This is a genomic window from Enterobacter cloacae complex sp. SHL022, from assembly GCF_049237785.1.
Lineage (GTDB): Bacteria > Pseudomonadota > Gammaproteobacteria > Enterobacterales > Enterobacteriaceae > Enterobacter > Enterobacter hormaechei_C.
Map to the genome: position 1 here is coordinate 40,681 of NZ_JBMKJH010000008.1, position 16,822 is coordinate 57,502.

The 16,822-nt window shown below is 54.2% G+C and carries 27 protein-coding genes and 1 tRNA gene; 24 read left to right on the forward strand and 4 right to left on the reverse strand.

Annotation, left to right across the window (positions count from 1 at the left end; all coding sequences use genetic code 11):
* The first annotated feature begins 409 nt into the window (after positions 1-409).
* The 21 genes from ACOTZD_RS16755 (at position 410) to ACOTZD_RS16855 (ending at position 9,441) form a co-directional block, all read left to right on the forward strand.
* Positions 410-811, forward strand: a complete 402-nt coding sequence (locus ACOTZD_RS16755; RefSeq protein ID WP_154818531.1) for a hypothetical protein — start codon at positions 410-412, stop codon at positions 809-811.
* Positions 812-960: 149 nt separating this feature from the next.
* Positions 961-1,209 carry a DUF7446 family protein gene (locus ACOTZD_RS16760; protein ID WP_022651079.1) on the forward strand — a complete coding sequence of 83 codons (249 nt, stop codon included), beginning with the start codon at positions 961-963 and terminating at the stop codon, positions 1,207-1,209.
* Entirely contained in the window at positions 1,206-1,364 is a 159-nt protein-coding gene (locus ACOTZD_RS16765) for a hypothetical protein (protein ID WP_058655456.1), read from the forward strand. Before ACOTZD_RS16760 ends, ACOTZD_RS16765 begins: the two co-directional genes overlap by 4 nt.
* Positions 1,361-1,570 carry a cell division protein FtsZ gene (locus tag ACOTZD_RS16770; RefSeq protein WP_047633456.1) on the forward strand — a complete coding sequence of 70 codons (210 nt, stop codon included), beginning with the start codon at positions 1,361-1,363 and terminating at the stop codon, positions 1,568-1,570. The genes ACOTZD_RS16765 and ACOTZD_RS16770 overlap by 4 nt, the downstream gene beginning before the upstream one ends.
* 70 nt (positions 1,571-1,640) lie before the next feature.
* Complete coding sequence (locus ACOTZD_RS16775; RefSeq protein ID WP_063436914.1) at positions 1,641-2,612, forward strand: hypothetical protein; 972 nt, start codon at positions 1,641-1,643, stop codon at positions 2,610-2,612.
* A 7-nt stretch (positions 2,613-2,619) separates the two neighbouring features.
* A complete protein-coding gene (gene gamL, locus ACOTZD_RS16780; protein WP_045346704.1) occupies positions 2,620-2,904 on the forward strand; it encodes a host nuclease inhibitor GamL in 285 nt (94 codons plus the stop codon).
* A gap of 18 nt (positions 2,905-2,922) precedes the next feature.
* Entirely contained in the window at positions 2,923-3,768 is an 846-nt protein-coding gene (bet, locus tag ACOTZD_RS16785; protein ID WP_022651074.1) for a phage recombination protein Bet, read from the forward strand.
* The gene (locus ACOTZD_RS16790) at positions 3,765-4,445 is read left to right on the forward strand and encodes a lambda exonuclease family protein (protein WP_421636347.1); all 681 of its coding nucleotides are present in this window, start codon (positions 3,765-3,767) and stop codon (positions 4,443-4,445) included. Before bet ends, ACOTZD_RS16790 begins: the two co-directional genes overlap by 4 nt.
* Positions 4,442-4,870, forward strand: coding sequence for a regulator (locus ACOTZD_RS16795; protein WP_421636348.1), 429 nt, complete (start codon positions 4,442-4,444; stop codon positions 4,868-4,870). Before ACOTZD_RS16790 ends, ACOTZD_RS16795 begins: the two co-directional genes overlap by 4 nt.
* Positions 4,867-5,019 (forward strand): DUF1317 family protein, encoded by a 153-nt coding sequence (locus tag ACOTZD_RS16800; RefSeq protein WP_049125852.1) that lies wholly within the window; start codon positions 4,867-4,869, stop codon positions 5,017-5,019. Before ACOTZD_RS16795 ends, ACOTZD_RS16800 begins: the two co-directional genes overlap by 4 nt.
* Positions 5,016-5,675, forward strand: a complete 660-nt coding sequence (locus ACOTZD_RS16805; protein WP_421636349.1) for an MT-A70 family methyltransferase — start codon at positions 5,016-5,018, stop codon at positions 5,673-5,675. The genes ACOTZD_RS16800 and ACOTZD_RS16805 overlap by 4 nt, the downstream gene beginning before the upstream one ends.
* Entirely contained in the window at positions 5,672-5,890 is a 219-nt protein-coding gene (locus ACOTZD_RS16810) for a hypothetical protein (RefSeq protein ID WP_047720562.1), read from the forward strand. Before ACOTZD_RS16805 ends, ACOTZD_RS16810 begins: the two co-directional genes overlap by 4 nt.
* The gene (locus ACOTZD_RS16815; RefSeq protein WP_032665544.1) at positions 5,887-6,183 is read left to right on the forward strand and encodes a DUF4406 domain-containing protein; all 297 of its coding nucleotides are present in this window, start codon (positions 5,887-5,889) and stop codon (positions 6,181-6,183) included. The genes ACOTZD_RS16810 and ACOTZD_RS16815 overlap by 4 nt, the downstream gene beginning before the upstream one ends.
* The gene (locus tag ACOTZD_RS16820) at positions 6,180-6,371 is read left to right on the forward strand and encodes a DUF1382 family protein (RefSeq protein ID WP_148744645.1); all 192 of its coding nucleotides are present in this window, start codon (positions 6,180-6,182) and stop codon (positions 6,369-6,371) included. The genes ACOTZD_RS16815 and ACOTZD_RS16820 overlap by 4 nt, the downstream gene beginning before the upstream one ends.
* Before the next feature lie 91 nt (positions 6,372-6,462).
* Entirely contained in the window at positions 6,463-6,678 is a 216-nt protein-coding gene (locus ACOTZD_RS16825; protein WP_421636350.1) for a TraR/DksA family transcriptional regulator, read from the forward strand.
* Positions 6,678-7,040, forward strand: a complete 363-nt coding sequence (locus tag ACOTZD_RS16830; RefSeq protein ID WP_421636351.1) for a hypothetical protein — start codon at positions 6,678-6,680, stop codon at positions 7,038-7,040. Before ACOTZD_RS16825 ends, ACOTZD_RS16830 begins: the two co-directional genes overlap by 1 nt.
* On the forward strand, positions 7,003-7,242 hold the full coding sequence (locus tag ACOTZD_RS16835) for a DUF4222 domain-containing protein (protein ID WP_058683360.1): 240 nt from the start codon (positions 7,003-7,005) through the stop codon (positions 7,240-7,242). Before ACOTZD_RS16830 ends, ACOTZD_RS16835 begins: the two co-directional genes overlap by 38 nt.
* 8 nt (positions 7,243-7,250) lie before the next feature.
* The gene (locus tag ACOTZD_RS16840; protein WP_047746161.1) at positions 7,251-7,481 is read left to right on the forward strand and encodes a hypothetical protein; all 231 of its coding nucleotides are present in this window, start codon (positions 7,251-7,253) and stop codon (positions 7,479-7,481) included.
* Positions 7,482-7,856: 375 nt separating this feature from the next.
* Positions 7,857-8,057 (forward strand): hypothetical protein, encoded by a 201-nt coding sequence (locus ACOTZD_RS16845; protein ID WP_045341128.1) that lies wholly within the window; start codon positions 7,857-7,859, stop codon positions 8,055-8,057.
* An 8-nt stretch (positions 8,058-8,065) separates the two neighbouring features.
* Positions 8,066-8,401, forward strand: a complete 336-nt coding sequence (locus tag ACOTZD_RS16850) for a helix-turn-helix domain-containing protein (protein ID WP_071888795.1) — start codon at positions 8,066-8,068, stop codon at positions 8,399-8,401.
* A complete protein-coding gene (locus ACOTZD_RS16855) occupies positions 8,284-9,441 on the forward strand; it encodes a tyrosine-type recombinase/integrase (protein ID WP_421636355.1) in 1,158 nt (385 codons plus the stop codon). Before ACOTZD_RS16850 ends, ACOTZD_RS16855 begins: the two co-directional genes overlap by 118 nt.
* 15 nt (positions 9,442-9,456) lie before the next feature.
* On the opposite strand, the gene ACOTZD_RS16860 is transcribed toward ACOTZD_RS16855, so the two are convergent.
* Positions 9,457-9,533 (reverse strand) — tRNA-Arg (locus ACOTZD_RS16860).
* Positions 9,534-9,836: 303 nt separating this feature from the next.
* On the opposite strand from ACOTZD_RS16860, the gene ACOTZD_RS16865 reads away from it, so the two are divergent.
* From ACOTZD_RS16865 to fimZ, 3 genes are all read left to right on the forward strand, one after another.
* A complete protein-coding gene (locus ACOTZD_RS16865) occupies positions 9,837-10,499 on the forward strand; it encodes an EAL domain-containing protein (RefSeq protein WP_032608685.1) in 663 nt (220 codons plus the stop codon).
* A 24-nt stretch (positions 10,500-10,523) separates the two neighbouring features.
* A complete protein-coding gene (locus ACOTZD_RS16870; protein WP_022650524.1) occupies positions 10,524-11,240 on the forward strand; it encodes a helix-turn-helix transcriptional regulator in 717 nt (238 codons plus the stop codon).
* Between the two features lie 809 nt (positions 11,241-12,049).
* The gene (fimZ, locus tag ACOTZD_RS16875; RefSeq protein ID WP_003858901.1) at positions 12,050-12,682 is read left to right on the forward strand and encodes a fimbria biosynthesis transcriptional regulator FimZ; all 633 of its coding nucleotides are present in this window, start codon (positions 12,050-12,052) and stop codon (positions 12,680-12,682) included.
* A gap of 50 nt (positions 12,683-12,732) precedes the next feature.
* Here fimZ and sfmF read toward each other — a convergent pair whose 3' ends face one another.
* From sfmF to ACOTZD_RS16890, 3 genes are read right to left on the reverse strand one after another with little or no spacing between them, the layout of a single operon-like run.
* Positions 12,733-13,254, reverse strand: a complete 522-nt coding sequence (gene sfmF / locus ACOTZD_RS16880) for a fimbria assembly protein (RefSeq protein ID WP_003858902.1) — start codon at positions 13,252-13,254, stop codon at positions 12,733-12,735.
* Positions 13,255-13,263: 9 nt separating this feature from the next.
* Complete coding sequence (fimH, locus tag ACOTZD_RS16885; RefSeq protein ID WP_003858903.1) at positions 13,264-14,271, reverse strand: type 1 fimbria D-mannose specific adhesin FimH; 1,008 nt, start codon at positions 14,269-14,271, stop codon at positions 13,264-13,266.
* Entirely contained in the window at positions 14,264-16,822 is a 2,559-nt protein-coding gene (locus tag ACOTZD_RS16890; RefSeq protein WP_100397239.1) for a fimbrial biogenesis usher protein, read from the reverse strand. Before ACOTZD_RS16890 ends, fimH begins: the two co-directional genes overlap by 8 nt.

Below are 16,822 nucleotides of genomic sequence, written 5' to 3' on the forward strand. Positions count from 1 at the left end.
CTCCTGGCAAATTGAAATGGCGCCCAATGGGATTGAGGCAGGTGTGTAACGCGTGGCGGGTATAGCACACGAAGAGGACTCCGCACCGGAATGGTTTGCTGCTCAGTTCCCGAACATCGGGGAATCTTCAGTTGGAATGTTTTGGGCTGGCAGACGGTTATCAGCTAGTTGGTGAGGTAATGGCTCACCAAGGCGACGACGGCCTTCCCTGCTGCTTGAAAGTGGGGAGCCAGCACCAAAACATTTCTCCCGCATCAGCGGGCAAATCACATGAGGTGAAGTATGAAAGAGACAATAGCAATTATTGGTGCTGACGCTCTGTTTACGAAGCGCCCTGACATGTCAGAGGTTAGCGACATCATAAGTTATCTGATGACACGCGATTCATATGCACACCCAGAGGACGCAGATGGTGACCCGGTTAAGCGGTACGCCATCGTTTGCAAAATCACGGTTGAAGAAATTGATTAAGGCTGCCAGTGGCGGCCTTTTTTTCGCCCGTCAGCGGGTAACGACAGAGGGTAAGGCGATGGCATGTAAGTGTTTCACAGAAGTTAAGGAAAGGATGGTAGAACGCGTCAAAGAGGCGCTTGGTGACGCCGTTCATTCGATGGATGAGTGTGATTTTGGTAACCGCGTTTGGGTTCTCGAAAAAGGGGACTATTGCCAGGTAATGCTCCCGTTCAACGTGCGATATCGAAAACGCAAGAAAAACGGGGATCCGGAGCAGCGCCTAACAAACGCTGACACCAAACTCGCAATTAATTACTGCCCGTTCTGCGGGACAAAGTTCGAAGGTAAAGCCGCCTAAACAGCGGCTTTTTTCATACCTCACCGTTCTCGATGAGTGCGGTTAGTTATGACAACCGGCGGCCATCCACTGCCCATTGAAACACTGAATAAATGCGTTGAAGTCTTGTATTAACCGTTCCGTTCGCCGCGATAAGGCCAAGAGGATTTATGAGCAACCCTATCACAGTAGGTTTTTCAGGCCTGACGAAGCGAATTTTCGCGGGTCGATCAAAGCCAAGCAAATTGGCGCCCGGCGTTCGTGAGTTCACTGGTGAGAAATTTGATGTCACAGACGAGGCGCTATTTGCAGTGGCCCATCTTCTCGCGGTTCGTGATGACATCCTTATATTCCCGACAGCTGATGGGAAAGAGATTCACCTACGCGCCGACATCAAAGAAAAGCGGGAGGCATCATGACAGTCACCCACAACGGCAAGCAGTACACCGCCAAAAAGCTCAACGATAACGAGTGGCAGCTGACGTCGGTATCGTCACCGCGTGAAAAGCTGGTACTTAACCGCTGGCAGATGCACGTTTCTGGCCTGCTGGCTCAGGTGGAGGGTAAAAAATGATGTCGCACTACGGCACCACCCCGCTCATTCGCCAGTGCGTCACTCCAGGCATGATGGCATTGCATGAAGGCCGCACTTATCGCGTCTCCGCAGTCATTCAGGAGCGCAAATGGGTATACCTGCACACCGATGCAGAAATCATCCGCCTCAGTGACTGCGTGATTGACGTCCTTCTGGACGGTCACGGCAACCCTATCCAGCACTAACCACCCTATTCACCCGATCGGCCTGGCTCAATGCGGGCGGGATCTGCACATCCTAATTTCAGGAGAAACCATGAGCGAAGTAACGGACTTAGTCGTCATTGAGAAACAGAACGCAATGGCGGTATTCACCACCAAAGAGCAGCTAGACCCGATTATTGAGGCGATCGAGAAAGAAGCTCGCAGCCTGGTACCGGATGTGTCGACCCGTAAAGGCCGCGATGCTATCGCATCCATGGCGCACAAGGTTGCCCGTTCCAAAACCTACATCGACAACGCCGGCAAGGATCTGGTTGCTGAGCTTAAAGCCCTGCCGAAGCAGATCGACGAAAGCCGCCGCATTGTGCGTGAGCGGCTGGAAGCGCTTAAGGATGAAGTGCGCCGTCCTCTAACCGAATGGGAAGCCGAGCAAGAACGCATCAAGGCTGAACAAGCCATGAACGCTATGCACGCCGAAGCGCTGGTGATGAACGAGAACATCGATTTGCAGCGCGCGATTCAGTTCGAAGCAGACCACGAAATGGCTCTGCTGATGAACAAGGATTTCGACCGTGAACGCGAAGAGCAGCGCCGCCAGGCAGAACAGGCTCAGCGTGAACGTGACGAGCGACTGAAGCAGGAAGCGGCAGAACAAGCCCGCCGCGATGCCGAAGCGATGCACAAAGCAGAGATTGAAGCCGCAGCGCGCCGTGAAGCTGAAGAGAAAGCCCGTGCAGAGCTGGCTGAACGCCAGCGCGTCGAAGCGGAACAGCGTGCAGCTCGCGAGAAGCAGGAAGCGGAAGCCCGTGCGGAACGCGAAAAAGCCGCGGCGGTTGAAGCTGAACGCCTCAAAGCAAAACAGGCAGAAGAGAAGCGCCTGGCTGAAGAGAAGCGCATCGCCGACGAACAGGCTAAGCGCGAAGCTGACGTGAAGCACCGCAAGACGGTCGGCACCAACATCGTTAACGCGCTCACCAGCAACACCAGCTTAACCCGCGAACAGGCTATCGAAGTGCTTACCGCCCTGAAAGATGACCTGGTCCCCTGCGCGAAAATTCATTATTGAGGCAACCATGAACGCATACCTCACTTACGACCGCATCGAAGATCGGCGCTGGGCTGAACAGCAGCTCACCGACGAGAAAGAGAAGTGGATCGACGACCGGGCACAGCAAATCATCGACATGATGCCAAAAGAGCCATCCGGACTCTTCCACTTCACGGTCCCGATTGACTCCAGCCCATACGAAGGACTTCGCAGCGATAAAGCTGGCGAGGCCTACAACGATTTCATTTCGGCAGTTGCTTACGCCCAGGCGGAATACGACTGGGAACACCGTACCGGCTGCCCGTTTTAATTTTTGAGGGGATTAACGATGGCAAACGAATTAACAATCACAGCGACGTCGCTTCAGGAGATAGGCGTCGACGTCTCCACCTGGAGCGCGCTGAAGAACAGCATCTATCCTGGCGCCAAAGACGAATCGGTAATGATGGCGCTTGACTACTGCCGCGCCCGCCAGCTGGATCCGTTGCTCAAACCTGTCCACCTCGTTCCGATGTACGTCAAAGACTCGAAAACAGGGAAAGGTGACTGGCGCGACGTGGTCATGCCGGGCATCGGGCTTTACCGCATTCAGGCAGACCGTTCTGGCGATTATGCCGGTGCCCGCGAGCCTGAGTTCGGGCCCGACGTAACTCAGACGCTTACTGGTGTCGAGGTGACCTTCCCTCAGTGGTGCAAATACACAGTCTACAAGCGCATGCCCAGCGGCGAGATCGTCGAGTTCAGCGCCAAAGAATACTGGATTGAAAACTACGCCACAGGGGGCCGCGACACCACGGCGCCGAACGCGATGTGGAAAAAGCGCCCATACGGACAGCTGGCGAAATGCGCAGAAGCGCAGGCGTTGCGTAAGGCCTGGCCCGAGATCGGACAGCAGCCTACCGCCGAAGAAATGGAAGGCAAATCATTGGACGTTGATATCCGTGACGTCACGCCGCGCAACACCACAGAAGCGCTTCCACCAGCAGCAAGCGAAGAAACGCTTCAGGCGATCACCGATCTCTTAACGACCTTGGATAAAGACTGGGAGAAAGACTTCCTCCCACTGTGCAGCGACATCTTCAAACGGCAAATTCTTGAGGCGTCAGAGCTCACTGAAGAAGAGGCACAGAAAGGGTTTGGCTTTCTTCAGAAAAGAGCTAAGGCGGCAGCATGACACCAGAAATTATCCTGTCCAGGACCGGCATTGACGTAACCACTATCCAACAGGGCGATGAGGCGTGGCACCGGCTGCGCCTCGGCGTCATCACCGCCTCAGAAGTACACAACGTCATAGCCAAGCCAAGATCTGGAAAGAAATGGACAGACATGAAGATGTCCTACTTCCACACCCTACTCGCCGAGGTATGCACCGGCGTCGCGCCAGAGGTTAACGCCAAGGCGCTGGCCTGGGGAAAGCAGTACGAGGAAGACGCCCGCACCCTCTTCGAGTTCACCACGGACGTGAAAGTTACGGAGTCTCCGATCTTGTTCCGTGACGAGAGCATGCGCACCGCGTGCTCCCCTGACGGCCTGTGCAGTAACGGGTTCGGCCTTGAGCTTAAATGCCCGTTCACCTCCCGCGACTTCATGAAATTCCGCCTTGGCGGTTTCGAAGCCATCAAGTCTGCGTATATGGCCCAGGTGCAGTACAGCATGTGGGTGACCGGGAAAGAAGCCTGGTTCTTTGCCAACTACGACCCGCGCATGAAACGCGAAGGTATTCACCACGTCGTAGTTGAGCGGGATCCGCAATACATGTCCTACTTCGACGAAATGGTGCCGGAGTTCATCGAGAAGATGGACGAAGCGCTGGCGGAAATTGGCTTCACGTTCGGGGAGCAGTGGAAATGAAACGCACGCCATTCTACCGCAGGCCCGGGCGAACCGGGCAATTCTCCGGCCTCCGTGAGCGCGTTATCTGGATGATTCAGACGCGCGGCCGCCCGGTAACCGGCAGCGAAATCGCTGAGAAGTTTGGCGTCACGCTCATCGAGTTCAACCGGGTCGCCAACGGCATCACCCGCGGTTCCGGGCAGATAGCGCAGATCGTTGAGTCGAAGAAATGGCTCAACGAGGACGGCATCTGTGACCGCACCTTCGACCTCGTAACGAAGCCGAAGGTTGTAACGCCGCAGTGTAAATCGCGGCTATTCACCCGGCGCGCAATAGAGCAGTCGCAGGAAGGTAGACGGCAAGAATGCATAGCGCGTGCCGCCCGCCGTCGCCGCCTCATTGCTCAGGGCCTCTACATCGACGAAATGGAGTCCATCCTATGACTCACGCTCACGACGACATCAGGGTTGGCACACTGTGCCTTCCCTTCACTGGTAACGGCTGGCTAATGCCATGGGGTGAAGTGGTCAGCAATCCACTAAAGGCGCAGCGGCTCGCTGAGGAATATCGGGAAAGGCAGGAGGCGGCATGACAGCGAAATACTCACTTCTGTATGTCGATCCGCCATGGTCTTACGGCAACACCATCAGCAATGGCGCCGCTGCCGACCACTATTCCACCATGAAGCTAATCGACATCAAACGCCTGCCAGTCTGGGAACTTGCCGCCGAAAACGCTGTGCTGGCGATGTGGTACACCGGCACGCATAACCAGGAGGCTATCGAACTGGCAGAGGCCTGGGGTTTTACCGTTCGCACGATGAAAGGGTTTACCTGGGTGAAGCTGAATCAGAACGCCGAGCTGCGCATCAACAAGGTACTGGCTGAGGGTGAAGTCACCGACTTTTACGATTTCCTCGATCTGCTTAACGCCGAGACGCGCATGAACGGCGGAAACCACACCCGAGCCAACACCGAAGACTTGCTGATTGCTACCCGCGGCGCCGGGCTTGAACGACAGCACGCCGGGATTAAGCAGGTTGTCTACAGCCCGCTCGGTGCGCATAGCGAAAAGCCGTGGGAAGTACGGCACCGGCTGGAGCTGCTTTACGGTGATGTGCCTCGCATTGAGTTGTTCAGCCGCAGCGCAGCGCCAGGCTGGCATCACTGGGGAAATCAGTGCGACACCGCCGCGGTAGAACTGCTACCCGGCTGCGCCATCGACGTTGTGAAAACGGAGGCCGCATGACGCCAGAAACAGACAATGCCATCCGATCCGCCTGCCGTCGCTGCACCGAGGAAATCCAGCAGGCCATGCGCAAGAAGCCAAAGCCTAACTGGAACGAAACGGTGCCTCCCATCATCAACAAGCATCACAAGAAAATTGAAGCTCTGGGAGTTAGCCTCCTGGAGTTCGTCGTATATACAGGCAGGCTTAATCGCCGCTTCGGAGTTGAATCGTGAAAGTTTATATTGCCGGGCCCATGAGCGGCCTACCTAATTTTAACCGTTCCGCTTTTAACCATGCGCATTTTCATCTCTGGTCGAAAGGCCATATTGTTCTGAATCCCGCCCGTCTACCAGATGGATTAACCCAGGGCGAGTACATGGACATCTGCCTGTCTATGCTTCGCTGTGCTGATGCTATCTACATGCTTGAAGGCTGGGAGCACTCCGCTGGTGCCCGAGCGGAGAATGCCCTGGCCGAGAAGCTGGAAATGGAAATTATCTTCCAGGAAGAGGATCGCGCCGCATGAACAGAGCCTCTCCAGTTGATTTGAGGAAGAGCCTCGAAATTGCCAATAACCTCGCGCAAATCGGGATTCGCTTTGTGCCGATCCCGGTGGCGACCGAGGAAGAGTTCCAGACGCTTGCCGCCGAGCTATCGCGACGGCTTGAGCAGATGGCGGTCGAAGCCGAAAAGAATGAAGGCGGCGCCGCATGAAGGCACTAATCACCCGGGAGCTTAAGGCTCCTTTTTTATTGCTGGCGTTCACCTTCAACCGAATTAACCGACAGTTCCGGGAGTATTGACCATGGACATCATCGATACCGCAGCAGAGATTGAAGAGCTTCAGCGTAACGCCGCCCTTTCCGCTCACCGCATCGACCGTAATGCCGTATCAGCTGAGCGTTGTGAAGAATGCGACGAACCAATTCCCGAGCCGCGGCGCGCTGCCGTCCCCGGCTGCCAGACGTGCGCGGAGTGCCAGGTCGTCATTGAGCTTCGGAATAAACAGAGAGGCATGTGATGGATTACAGCAAACTCAGCGATGGTCAAATCAGCGTGCTTCTCGCAAACCTTCTTAAGCCGAAATATGAAGCAGAAATAAGTCCTCATCACTCAGGAGGTGCTCAACTTAGCTGGGATTGGTGTGGAACCAAAGCAACCACTGGCTTCTTCCCTTTGCACAAAGCGGAAGAGCTTTTCCCGGTAATGAAGAAACATCGGATCCGGCTCGTTCCATCAGGAAAGACTGTGTGGATGGCATCACACGAATTAGGTGTCACCGCCACTCACCGTAATCCACTTCGCGCGGTAGCAATCGTCTACCTCCTTTTGCAGGAGTCAGCCAATGTTCCAGCTAATTCAACGGGGTCAGATTTACGCTGACCAGCACGGCTGGCCCGTCATCATCCACAGCTGCACATCACAGATAGTCCGCTACTGGCGCCAGGGCCGGATAAACACCGCTTCAATCGACAGATTCAACAATGACTTTGAGCACCTCGATCACCGTGAGGCGACGCAGATACGCGCCGAACTGGAGACGAGCGAGCACATTAAATCGCTGCGCGCCCAGCGTGCGGCGTAAGGAGAATTATGAGCACCATTCAGGACATAAGAAACCAGCTATCAACCCTGGTCACCGAGGCGCACAAAGTGGCGTGCTCCCTCGATATAGGTGATGAGCGAACCGAGGCTTTCGAGCTATACGAAGCGCTTCGTCGACTTCAACGCCAGGGTGCCGCTGGTGAAATACATTCCGCAACAAACCCACTTCTCGCATCACCATATTACGACGGGGACTGGGACGAAGATGAAGACGACTGACGCAACTGATAGCCAGTTATGAGCTGGCTATTGGGTGCGAAAGCACTGCAACGTCATCCATTTTGCCCGGCCCCGCGCCGGGCTACTTTTTGGGAGTTCACCATGCAAATAACTCTTCCGAAGTGGATTGGCTTTCTAATTATGCTGATTCTCCGCCCTGGCATTACTGCATCCTGCGCTGCATATCTGATGCTATATGCAGATGGCAGTTGGTATCACTTCCTATCTGGCGCACTGGCCTTCAAATCCTGCATCGAAACTCACGACATTTACAAAGAGGTCAGAGATGCAAGGTAATCCCGTTATCTGGCTCATCGCCGCACTTATGGTGCTGGGCGCTCTCATCTCATTTCTTCACGAACCGGAAGGTGTGCAATGGCTGCTTTTAATGTGGGCGCATTAGTCCAGAAGAAGACCGGCGGTATACATGGCGTGGTGGATAGCCAACTGGAACCGGAAGGCGTTCACCCGAAAGCCTGGGTGCGATGGGATGACGGCAATTATTCAGTGCACGCGGAAAACGAATTACGCGCGGCAACACCCGACGGCCCGCAGTTCTATAAAACAATGTCATAGGAGGGGAGATGGTTACAGCAGAGCCACTCACTGCGCAAAAGGCAGCGAAACTCCTGAAAGTCTCACCGAGAACTGTCTACCGTCTTATCGACTCGGGGCAGCTGGCCGGGAAGAAAATCGGGAACAAATACCGAACGACCGACGTCGCCTGTATTGCGTATTTACATGACCCGCGCGATCCTGTTTCCGCGAGCGCGGGTGAACATAAAGGAGAAATTTTATGTCAATCACCCTCAGAGGCGGCATCTGGCACTGTCATTTCGTTACGCCGTCAGGGAAAAGAATTAGACGATCTCTTGGTACGGGGGACAAGAAACAAGCGCAGGAGCTGCACGACAAGCTGAAGGCTGAAGCGTGGCGGGTGGATAAAATTGGGGAGCTTCCCACAAGGACATTCGAGGAATGTTGCATCAGGTGGATCCGCGAGAAGGAGCATAAGCGGTCACTCGATGACGATAAGACCAAAATCGAATATTTCCTACGGCATTTCTCCGGCCGGGATATTTCAACCATCACGGCTGATCAGGTTCATGAAGCTGTTTCGAAGATGGTCAACCGCAAGCATATTCAGGTGTGGGAGTCGCGCCGGGACGCGGCTATACGCCGGGGGAAAGAACCGCCGCCGTATGTTGAGAAACCGGTAAGCCAGGCCACAAAGAGCCAGCACCTTTCTTTCATGCGCTCTCTGTTCAAGGCTGCGGCTAATGACTGGGGATGGATTAAAACTGCCCCAGTTATAAAAACGAAAAAGCCGATCAGCAAACGCATCCGATGGCTGACCAGGGACGAGGCAGAACGGTTAATTGCCTGCATGCCGGAGTCGATAAAGCCGGTGGTGATATTTGCACTGGCAACCGGCCTGCGCCGCTCCAACATCATTGATCTGGAGTGGCAGCAGGTCGATATGCAGAGAAAGGTTGCATGGGTAAATCCGGAGAACGCGAAGGCGGGCAAGGCTATCGGCGTGGCTCTGAATGATACCGCATGCAGGGTGTTAAGGGATCAGATCGGGAAAAGTTCCAGGTGGGTATTCGTTCACACGAAACCATCAACGCGCCCGGATAAAACCGTCACTCCGGCTGTCAGAAAAATGCGAGTGGATGACAATGTCGCCTGGCGCATTGGACTGGAAAGAGCGGGTATAGAGGACTTCCGTTTTCACGACCTCCGGCATACCTGGGCGAGCTGGTTAATTCAGTCCGGCGTGCCGTTGTCCGTTCTGCAAGAAATGGGCGGCTGGGAGTCCATCGAAATGGTCCGTCGATACGCTCACCTGGCACCGAACCACTTAAGCGAACACGCACGGAAAATTGATGCCATTTTTAGCAACCATGACACAAATACGACACAAGGAGAAAATCAGGCTGGCTTGAAACTGGCGTAAGCGCCTGTTTTTAAATGGCACGCCCTGTAGGATTCGAACCTACGACCTACGGCTTAGAAGGCCGTTGCTCTATCCAACTGAGCTAAGGGCGCACGGAGAAGAGTGTACTTCGCGGTGGTGAAACGCCTGGAATTATACGGTCAATGCGTAGTGAGTCAATGCCTTTTCCGCCTTCTCTGGCGATAATGACTAGCTGATTGTAAATACGGCTGTTTTTTCAACATTTATCCCTCTTTTACGGGCTGCGAAAAGGCTTAGCCGCTTTTAAGTAACGCCTGCTGTTTTCCTGTTTACTTCACCTTCACACTGTCCTGCGGTATCCCGGCCGCCTGGAGGCTGGAAGTGAACAGGACGACGGAGTGACAGCGCCAGAGCAGACAGGTTTTCCCGCGTGCGTGCAGCACATCTCACACGACATTACAGGCATTAAGCTTGAACCTATTGTCGCCCTCTCCTCTTCACGCGCGGTGGGAGCCGAAGTGCTCAGCGTGCTGTCGCCGCATCAGCAAAGCGAAAGCTTTTTCCAGGACTGGTCAGCCACCCGGGCGCTTGTGTTGCTGGAAGCACAGATCGCCGCGTTAAAAAACCCCTTCCCTTGTGACAACCTTTTCATAAATTTGCCGATAACCGTTCTGACCATACCGGAAATGTTCCAGCGTTTACTGCAACTTAACAGCCCACCGCTGAACATTGAACTCGTGGAACCTGCCTCGTTCTTTTCACTCTCAGACCCGGTACGTCAGAGGGTGAGTTGTGCGCTTCAGCAGTTGACCGCGCGGGGACACCGGATCTGGCTGGACGATATTGATGAAGCGTCAGGGCAAGCATTTTTATCCTGTCGCCTGCCGTTATGCGGAATAAAAATCGATAAGATCGCTTTCTGGCGTTTACGTGAAACGCCGGCGCTGACACAGCTGGTCACCCTTTGTTCAAAAATTGCTGCGAATGTGCTTATTGAAGGCATTGAAACAGAACGGGACCGTACATGCGCGCTTCATGCTGGCGCGCGCTTCGGTCAGGGATATTATTGGCCATCCTGGAGATGGCAGGAGGACTGAACGGTCATCGCCAAGAGGGAAGCTATGCGAATGACAGTACGCCGTTACCGGCGTCGTCGGACAGGAAGTGATTCACTGGGTTCTACGCACTCGCCTTTTGCTCTCCCATTTTTTGATCGTCTCGAATATTTGAGCCAGTCAATCAACCAGACCCGCAAAACCGATGCTCCCTTTATCATTCTGGTCACACAGGATAATTATTTCCGTTCCGGTTTTCTGAGCGGGCAGTCGCCCCTGAGCAATTGCTGCGACTATTCCACGCTGGATGCCGCTCTCAGTGATTTAAATCACTGGCCTTCATCGCGTCTGGTAGTTGACATTGAAAGCCGCGCCTCGCCGCTCATTGACCTGCTGGACCGATTACGCCGCCACAGCCTGTTCGCCCCCTACCTGACACCCTACCTGCTCGTCCGCGCCGATGATTATGATGCTCGCCTGTTTTGTAAAGCGGCTGGCCCTTTTCATGTGCTTGAACGCCAGCTTACGGCGTTAGCTATGCAACAAACCTTGCTGGAAGCACCGGCACCCGCCGGCAACCGCAAAGAGTGGTTTTCACGGGATGAATGGCCGATCTTACAGGCGCTGTCACAGGGTAGCTCCTTGCGTCAGATCGCGCAGTTACAGAACCGCCCATATAGCCGCATTATTTACCGTCTCAGCTGCATCCTGGCGAAACTTGGACTGAATCATCGTCATGAGTTGCTACATCTTCTCAACAACCTCTCAGATTTCACGTATTAACGTATTCAGTAACTTCTTAATTCCTAAAGACCTTTAGGAAATTACTTAGGAAACATGTTAAATTTTTGTGTTTTTTAACAAAACTTTCGATTTTATAACTATTCCTAATTCTTGACCTTAAACCATGCGAAATGCTGCTGGTACGCTCAACGAGAGTGATTTTATCCATGCGTTAAGGTTCTGGCGCTTCCGTTAACAGGATGATAATGGTGTAAAAACAAGCGATTTACCTGTAAAAGAATGCGATGAGAGGTGAAGAAAACAGCAGATAGTGCTGTTCTGTTGTTGGGAACGGCAATTTGCCAGGAGACGTTTGAAACGGAGAGATGACGCACGAAATGGCGGATTTCAGGGATGGCGGGCAGGCGGGATGCTGGTTGTCACAGCCCGCTCACTGTTAACATTCATTTAACATACAGTAAAATCGTTTATTTTTTGTTATTACATAAAGATGAAAGTGTGTGGTAAATGCAATATCAGGACATTTTTGCTAATTTTAAAAAGTTAGTGATTCAGATCCAGAACATAATAATCAGCAATATATGGATATTAATTTACAGGCTTTTCGGACAATACTTAAACGGTATAATAAGACGTGTTTGACACGCGAATAAGAAAAATCATTTTGCCATAACCAGCCTTATGAGATAACTGCGCTGAGGCATTGATATCACCACTACGTAAACAAGGATGCTTTCGCTCTTCCCAGGGACATTTACCGTACAAGGATCTGCGCAATTATCCTTCCGGCTTTTCGAGAGTTTTAACAAAACTCAGCATAACGCTTTTAACAATCTGAGGCATAAAAAATGAAACCGGCATCCGTTATCATTATGGACGAACACCCTATCGTCAGAATGTCGATAGAAGTCCTGCTACAGAAAAATAAAAACATCCAGGTCAAACTGAAGTCAGGCGACAGCCACGAAGTGCTTGACTGTATACGCAACCACCCCATTGACCTGGTCATTCTCGATATTGAAATGACGGGCACGGATGGGTTCGTATTACTGAAAAGAATCAGGAACTTAAATAAAGACATTAAGGTTCTTTTCCTCTCTTCAAAATCTGAAGCCTTCTACGCAGGACGCGCCATCCGCGCCGGGGCAAATGGTTTTGTCAGTAAGCGAAAAGATCTGGGGGAAATTTATAACGCGGTGGAAATGATACTGACGGGCTATTCTTTCTTCCCTTCAGAAACATTAAGTTTTATAAACCATCTGGGGTCGCGGACGGGCGCCGCTGTGGATATGCCATTATCGAATCGTGAAGTGACGGTTCTGAGATATCTGGCGAACGGATTATCTAATAAGGAGATTGCGGATCAATTATTACTTAGCAACAAAACAATTAGTGCCCATAAGTCTAATATCTTTTCCAAGCTGGGCGTGCAAAGTATCGTTGAATTAATTGATTACGCGAAAGCGCACGAATTACTGTAATCCCTCTCTCTCCCTGCAACATATAATCGTCACAGGGAGAGTGGATACGATTAATTATAATTGATCATGAACGTTGCATCGGCGTCAGCCCGGCCCGGCTGCGGATTATCCGCCGTGGCGATATAATTGGCATAAAACGACAGTTCTGCATTTCCCTGCGCATCCACCGCCACCGTCTGGCTGGCCTGCTGCAACGCGAGGCGCGTTTTATCCCGGTCAAGGATCTCCACGGCCACGTTGCTGGCCGCGCTGGCATCATTCAGCGCCAGCAGGCTGTTATCATGCCCGTCCATCTTCCCCGTAAATGTGACCGAAGCTGCCCCCGGCGGGCATCCGGTCAGCTTCATGGTGAACGGCACAGGCTGCGTCCGGCTCCCCGTTGTGCGGAGCTGTTTCGTGGGCCAGGTGCCGAGCGTGACGGTTTTATTGCTGTCGTCCCCCTCCGCCACGCAGGTAAAATCCACGATATTGCCGTAGAGCTGAATGTTAATTTCCCCAAGCGCCGTCTCTGCGTGTGCAGGGGAGCAAAGCGCAAAGAGCGCGACGGCTAAATACCGTATTCCGTTTCGCATATCTGCTCCTTAGTCGTAGTCGACGCGTAAATAGCCGCGAGAGGTAAAACGCCCCTCGGCAGGTTTTTTACCGGTCACGCTGACGGGCCACGCGCGGATCCCCACCTGTGCCTGAGCGCTGTCGTCCAGACGGAACGGGATTTTGCTGGTCAGGTTGTTGGGCGTCAGCGGCACGCCATTACTGTTGGCAATCACAAAACCCACATCCGCGTTATCGGAAACCAGCGTACTGCCTGAAACCTTCTCCGCTTCAACACGCATCGTGAGCATGGCGTTCGCCTCGACGTTGGTGCATTTTATGCCGATGGTTTTGCTTTGCGCTGAGATCCCCTCCGGCTTATTCCCGATGCCCGCTTTACTGAACAGGGAGGCGCCGATGTCTCCGAAATCGAACTCCACCACATTCCCGGCATTAATTTCACAGCTCTGAGGCACCTGAATGGTCCCGCTGTAGCTGATGGTATAAACCGGCGTGGTGAGCGGATCCGAGGAGGTCGTGGTGACGTAAACCCGGAACATGGTCGCCCGGGGGATCACCACCATATTAATAAAGCGTCGGGTCACCTTAAGCCGGAAGACGAGGCTGGAATCCTGTACACCAAACGGTTTGTTTTTAGACACGTTCGGATGGCTCCCCATCTGAATGTACTTTCTGGGTGGATAGAAGGTGCCAGCGTAGCTGTCGGTGATTTTCATCGCTCCGTCCAGATAGTCGTTAAGCTTCAGATACTGGTAGCCATCGCTGGTGCCCGTGACCGGGAAATCGGTAACATAGCTGCGCTTGGTGGTGTTCCCGGACGTTCCCTTAGGACAGACGGCGTTAACACCCACCCACTGAGACTTCTCGCTGAGTGTGACAATCTGCCCCACCTGGTTATTGGAGCTGTTGAATTTATCCGTCAGGTCGTAATACACCTCCGTCGGCACGCCATTTTCATTGACGCAGACGGTGGCGAACGCCTGAGATAGCGGCAAAAATGCCAGCAGGGATAGCCCCAGATAATGGATTTTATTCACAGCGGATCCCCTTAAGTGTGATCGCCTGTTGCAGGCTCTGTTCTGGCAGGCTGTAGGGCGCACGACACTGGGACTGCTTCCCGTCTCCCCACTGAATCAGCAGCTCCCCGCTCAGTGGCAGCCCGCTCAGGTAAATCTGACCGTCATCTCCCACCATGCTGGTTACGCCGCTCTGCGTCTCACGCACCACCGCCCCAAACGGCACAGGCTGGTTATCACGCTTAACGGTGAGCAACGCGCGCACGCCGATGCGGGTGTCAAAACTGGCGCGCACCAGCGCACCGTTCGTCGGCACGACGCTGGAAACGTTATTTTCAATGTCGGTGTTGTTGCTCATGGTGTTAGTGTCGAGCGCCACGCGGTTGTAACGGTACACCGTGGCGTACGGCATCACCGCATAGCCACGCCAGTCGGTTTTGACACCGGTCTGGTTTTCGACGCTCACGCCTGACGCGCCCGGCGCTTTGATCAAGACGTTGGTATCGCCCAGCGGCTGACTGAATGTGATGCCGTCTGAATGCCCTACCACACCGCCGGAAAGCTGCCAGTTGAGGTCGTGCTGATCCCGCGTGTAGTTGTAGCCCACGCCCAGCGTACCGTACGTTGCCTGCCAGTTAGCGCTGGCGCTGCCGCTGGCACCGTTATTGCTGGTGTGGCCCTGCGTAACGCTGTAGTTCAGGTTACGATCCTGGAGCAGCGTTCCGCTGATCCCGGTCTGCCAACTGGTATCACCGTCGCTGTTACGGCTGGCAGAGGCCGTGGCATAGGCCCGATCGATCGCGTTATCGCGACGGTAGCCGTGACGGGTGAACAGGCTGAACGGGACGGAGACGTTGAACGAGGCGATCCGGTCGGTTCCATCAATGCCGACGGCCTTGTTCCACGACCAGGATAAGGCGTAGCTGACCCCTTTCACCCCGCCCGCGTAGCCGAGCTGATACCAGACGTTGGATTCGCTGGTGCCCCAGTAATTTTGCTGACTGCCCGACACGTACACCGAGCCGTAATCGCCAAGAGACTGGGAGATATTGAGCTGGAAACGCCCTTTTTTATTCAGCGTCAGGTTGTGATAGCTCTGCACGTCCGGCACGCCGTCATCGTCCTGATCGTCGCCATACTGGTAGCCTTCCATTGTGCGCCAGGCCACATCGTCGAGGGTGTAGAAGCCTTTGGTCGAGTAGCGATAGCCCAGCAGCTGGAAGTTGGTGCCGAATCCGTTAAGGGATTTTGCGTACAGGAACCGCAGGGACTGCCCTTCATGGCGGCTATCATCGGCAAGCTGGCTGCGGGCATGGGTGAGATCAAGTGAAACCGCCCCCCAGTCACCGAGGTTTTTACCCGCGCCAATGGCGATGGCGGTATAGCGCGAGGCCAGCTGCGTTCCGCCGTACAGCGTGTAGCCGTCGGCAAGACCCGCAATCATCGTACCCTGAGTAAAGAACGGCGTGTCCTGCTCGCTGTTGCCGCTGCGATAGTCCCCTGCCACCAGATCGTATTTCCAGCGTCCTTCACGCTGGAGCAGAGGAACGGTGGAATACGGGACGGTGTAGCGCTGCTGGCTGCCGTCCTTCTCTTCCACCGTCACCTCCAGGTCACCGCTTGAGGAGGTCGGGTTAAGATCAGTTATCGCAAAAGCCCCCGGCTGCACATAGCTCTGGTAAATCACGTATCCGTTCTGGCGGATCACCACTTTGGCAGGGGTGCGGGCGATTCCGCGCACGGTAGGCGCGTAGCCTTGCAGACTGTCCGGGTACATACTGTCGGACGAATAGAGGCGACCACCGCGAAAACCGACGCTGTCGAAGACATCGTTACCGGTGTTGCTGTCGCCAAGCACCAGCTCGCTTTTCAGCGGGATGATCGTACGCTGCGCCCAGGTACCAATATTTTGCCAGCTGCTGTGCCGCTGGCCGTTGCTTTCGGTATAACGCCACGCGCCGTTATTGCGTAATCGCCAGGCGCCATAGTTCAACCCGCTTTGCAGGTTCAGATAGTAGCTGTCGTCGTCGCTGCCCCGGTTGCCGGTAAAGCTGTAGTTCAGCAGCGCGGCAGGGATGCCTTCATCCCACTGTTCAGGCGGAATATATCCGCGGGCGCTGTTTTGCATCGCCACCTGAGGCAGGCTGACGTTCAGGCGCAACGAGGCGAAGTTGAACGCCGCTTCGCTGCCCGGAATAGCCGTTGTGAGCGGAACGCAGGTATCGCCCTGCACGTTGCTCAGTTCCGGGAAGGCGGCGATATTGACGCCAAAGCGATCGAGCATCGCGCGCGTAATGCACGGCGACAAACCGCCTGCGACCGGCGGCGTGTTGTCAGCTTGCTCAAACCGCACGTCCTGCGTGCCGATAAACTCATCGTTACGCCAGATATCGACGCGATAGACGCCCGGTGCCTGCTGGTGGCCTTTTTCAAAACGCGACAAATCCGCGACGTTCGCCGTGTCATCGGAGAGAAACGCCGGGTTAAAGTAGCTTTCGCCCCAGCCAGCGAGTGGCCAGAGCGTTGCCATCAGTGCCAGCGCAACCGGGCAGTAACGCCATTGAGTGTTCAT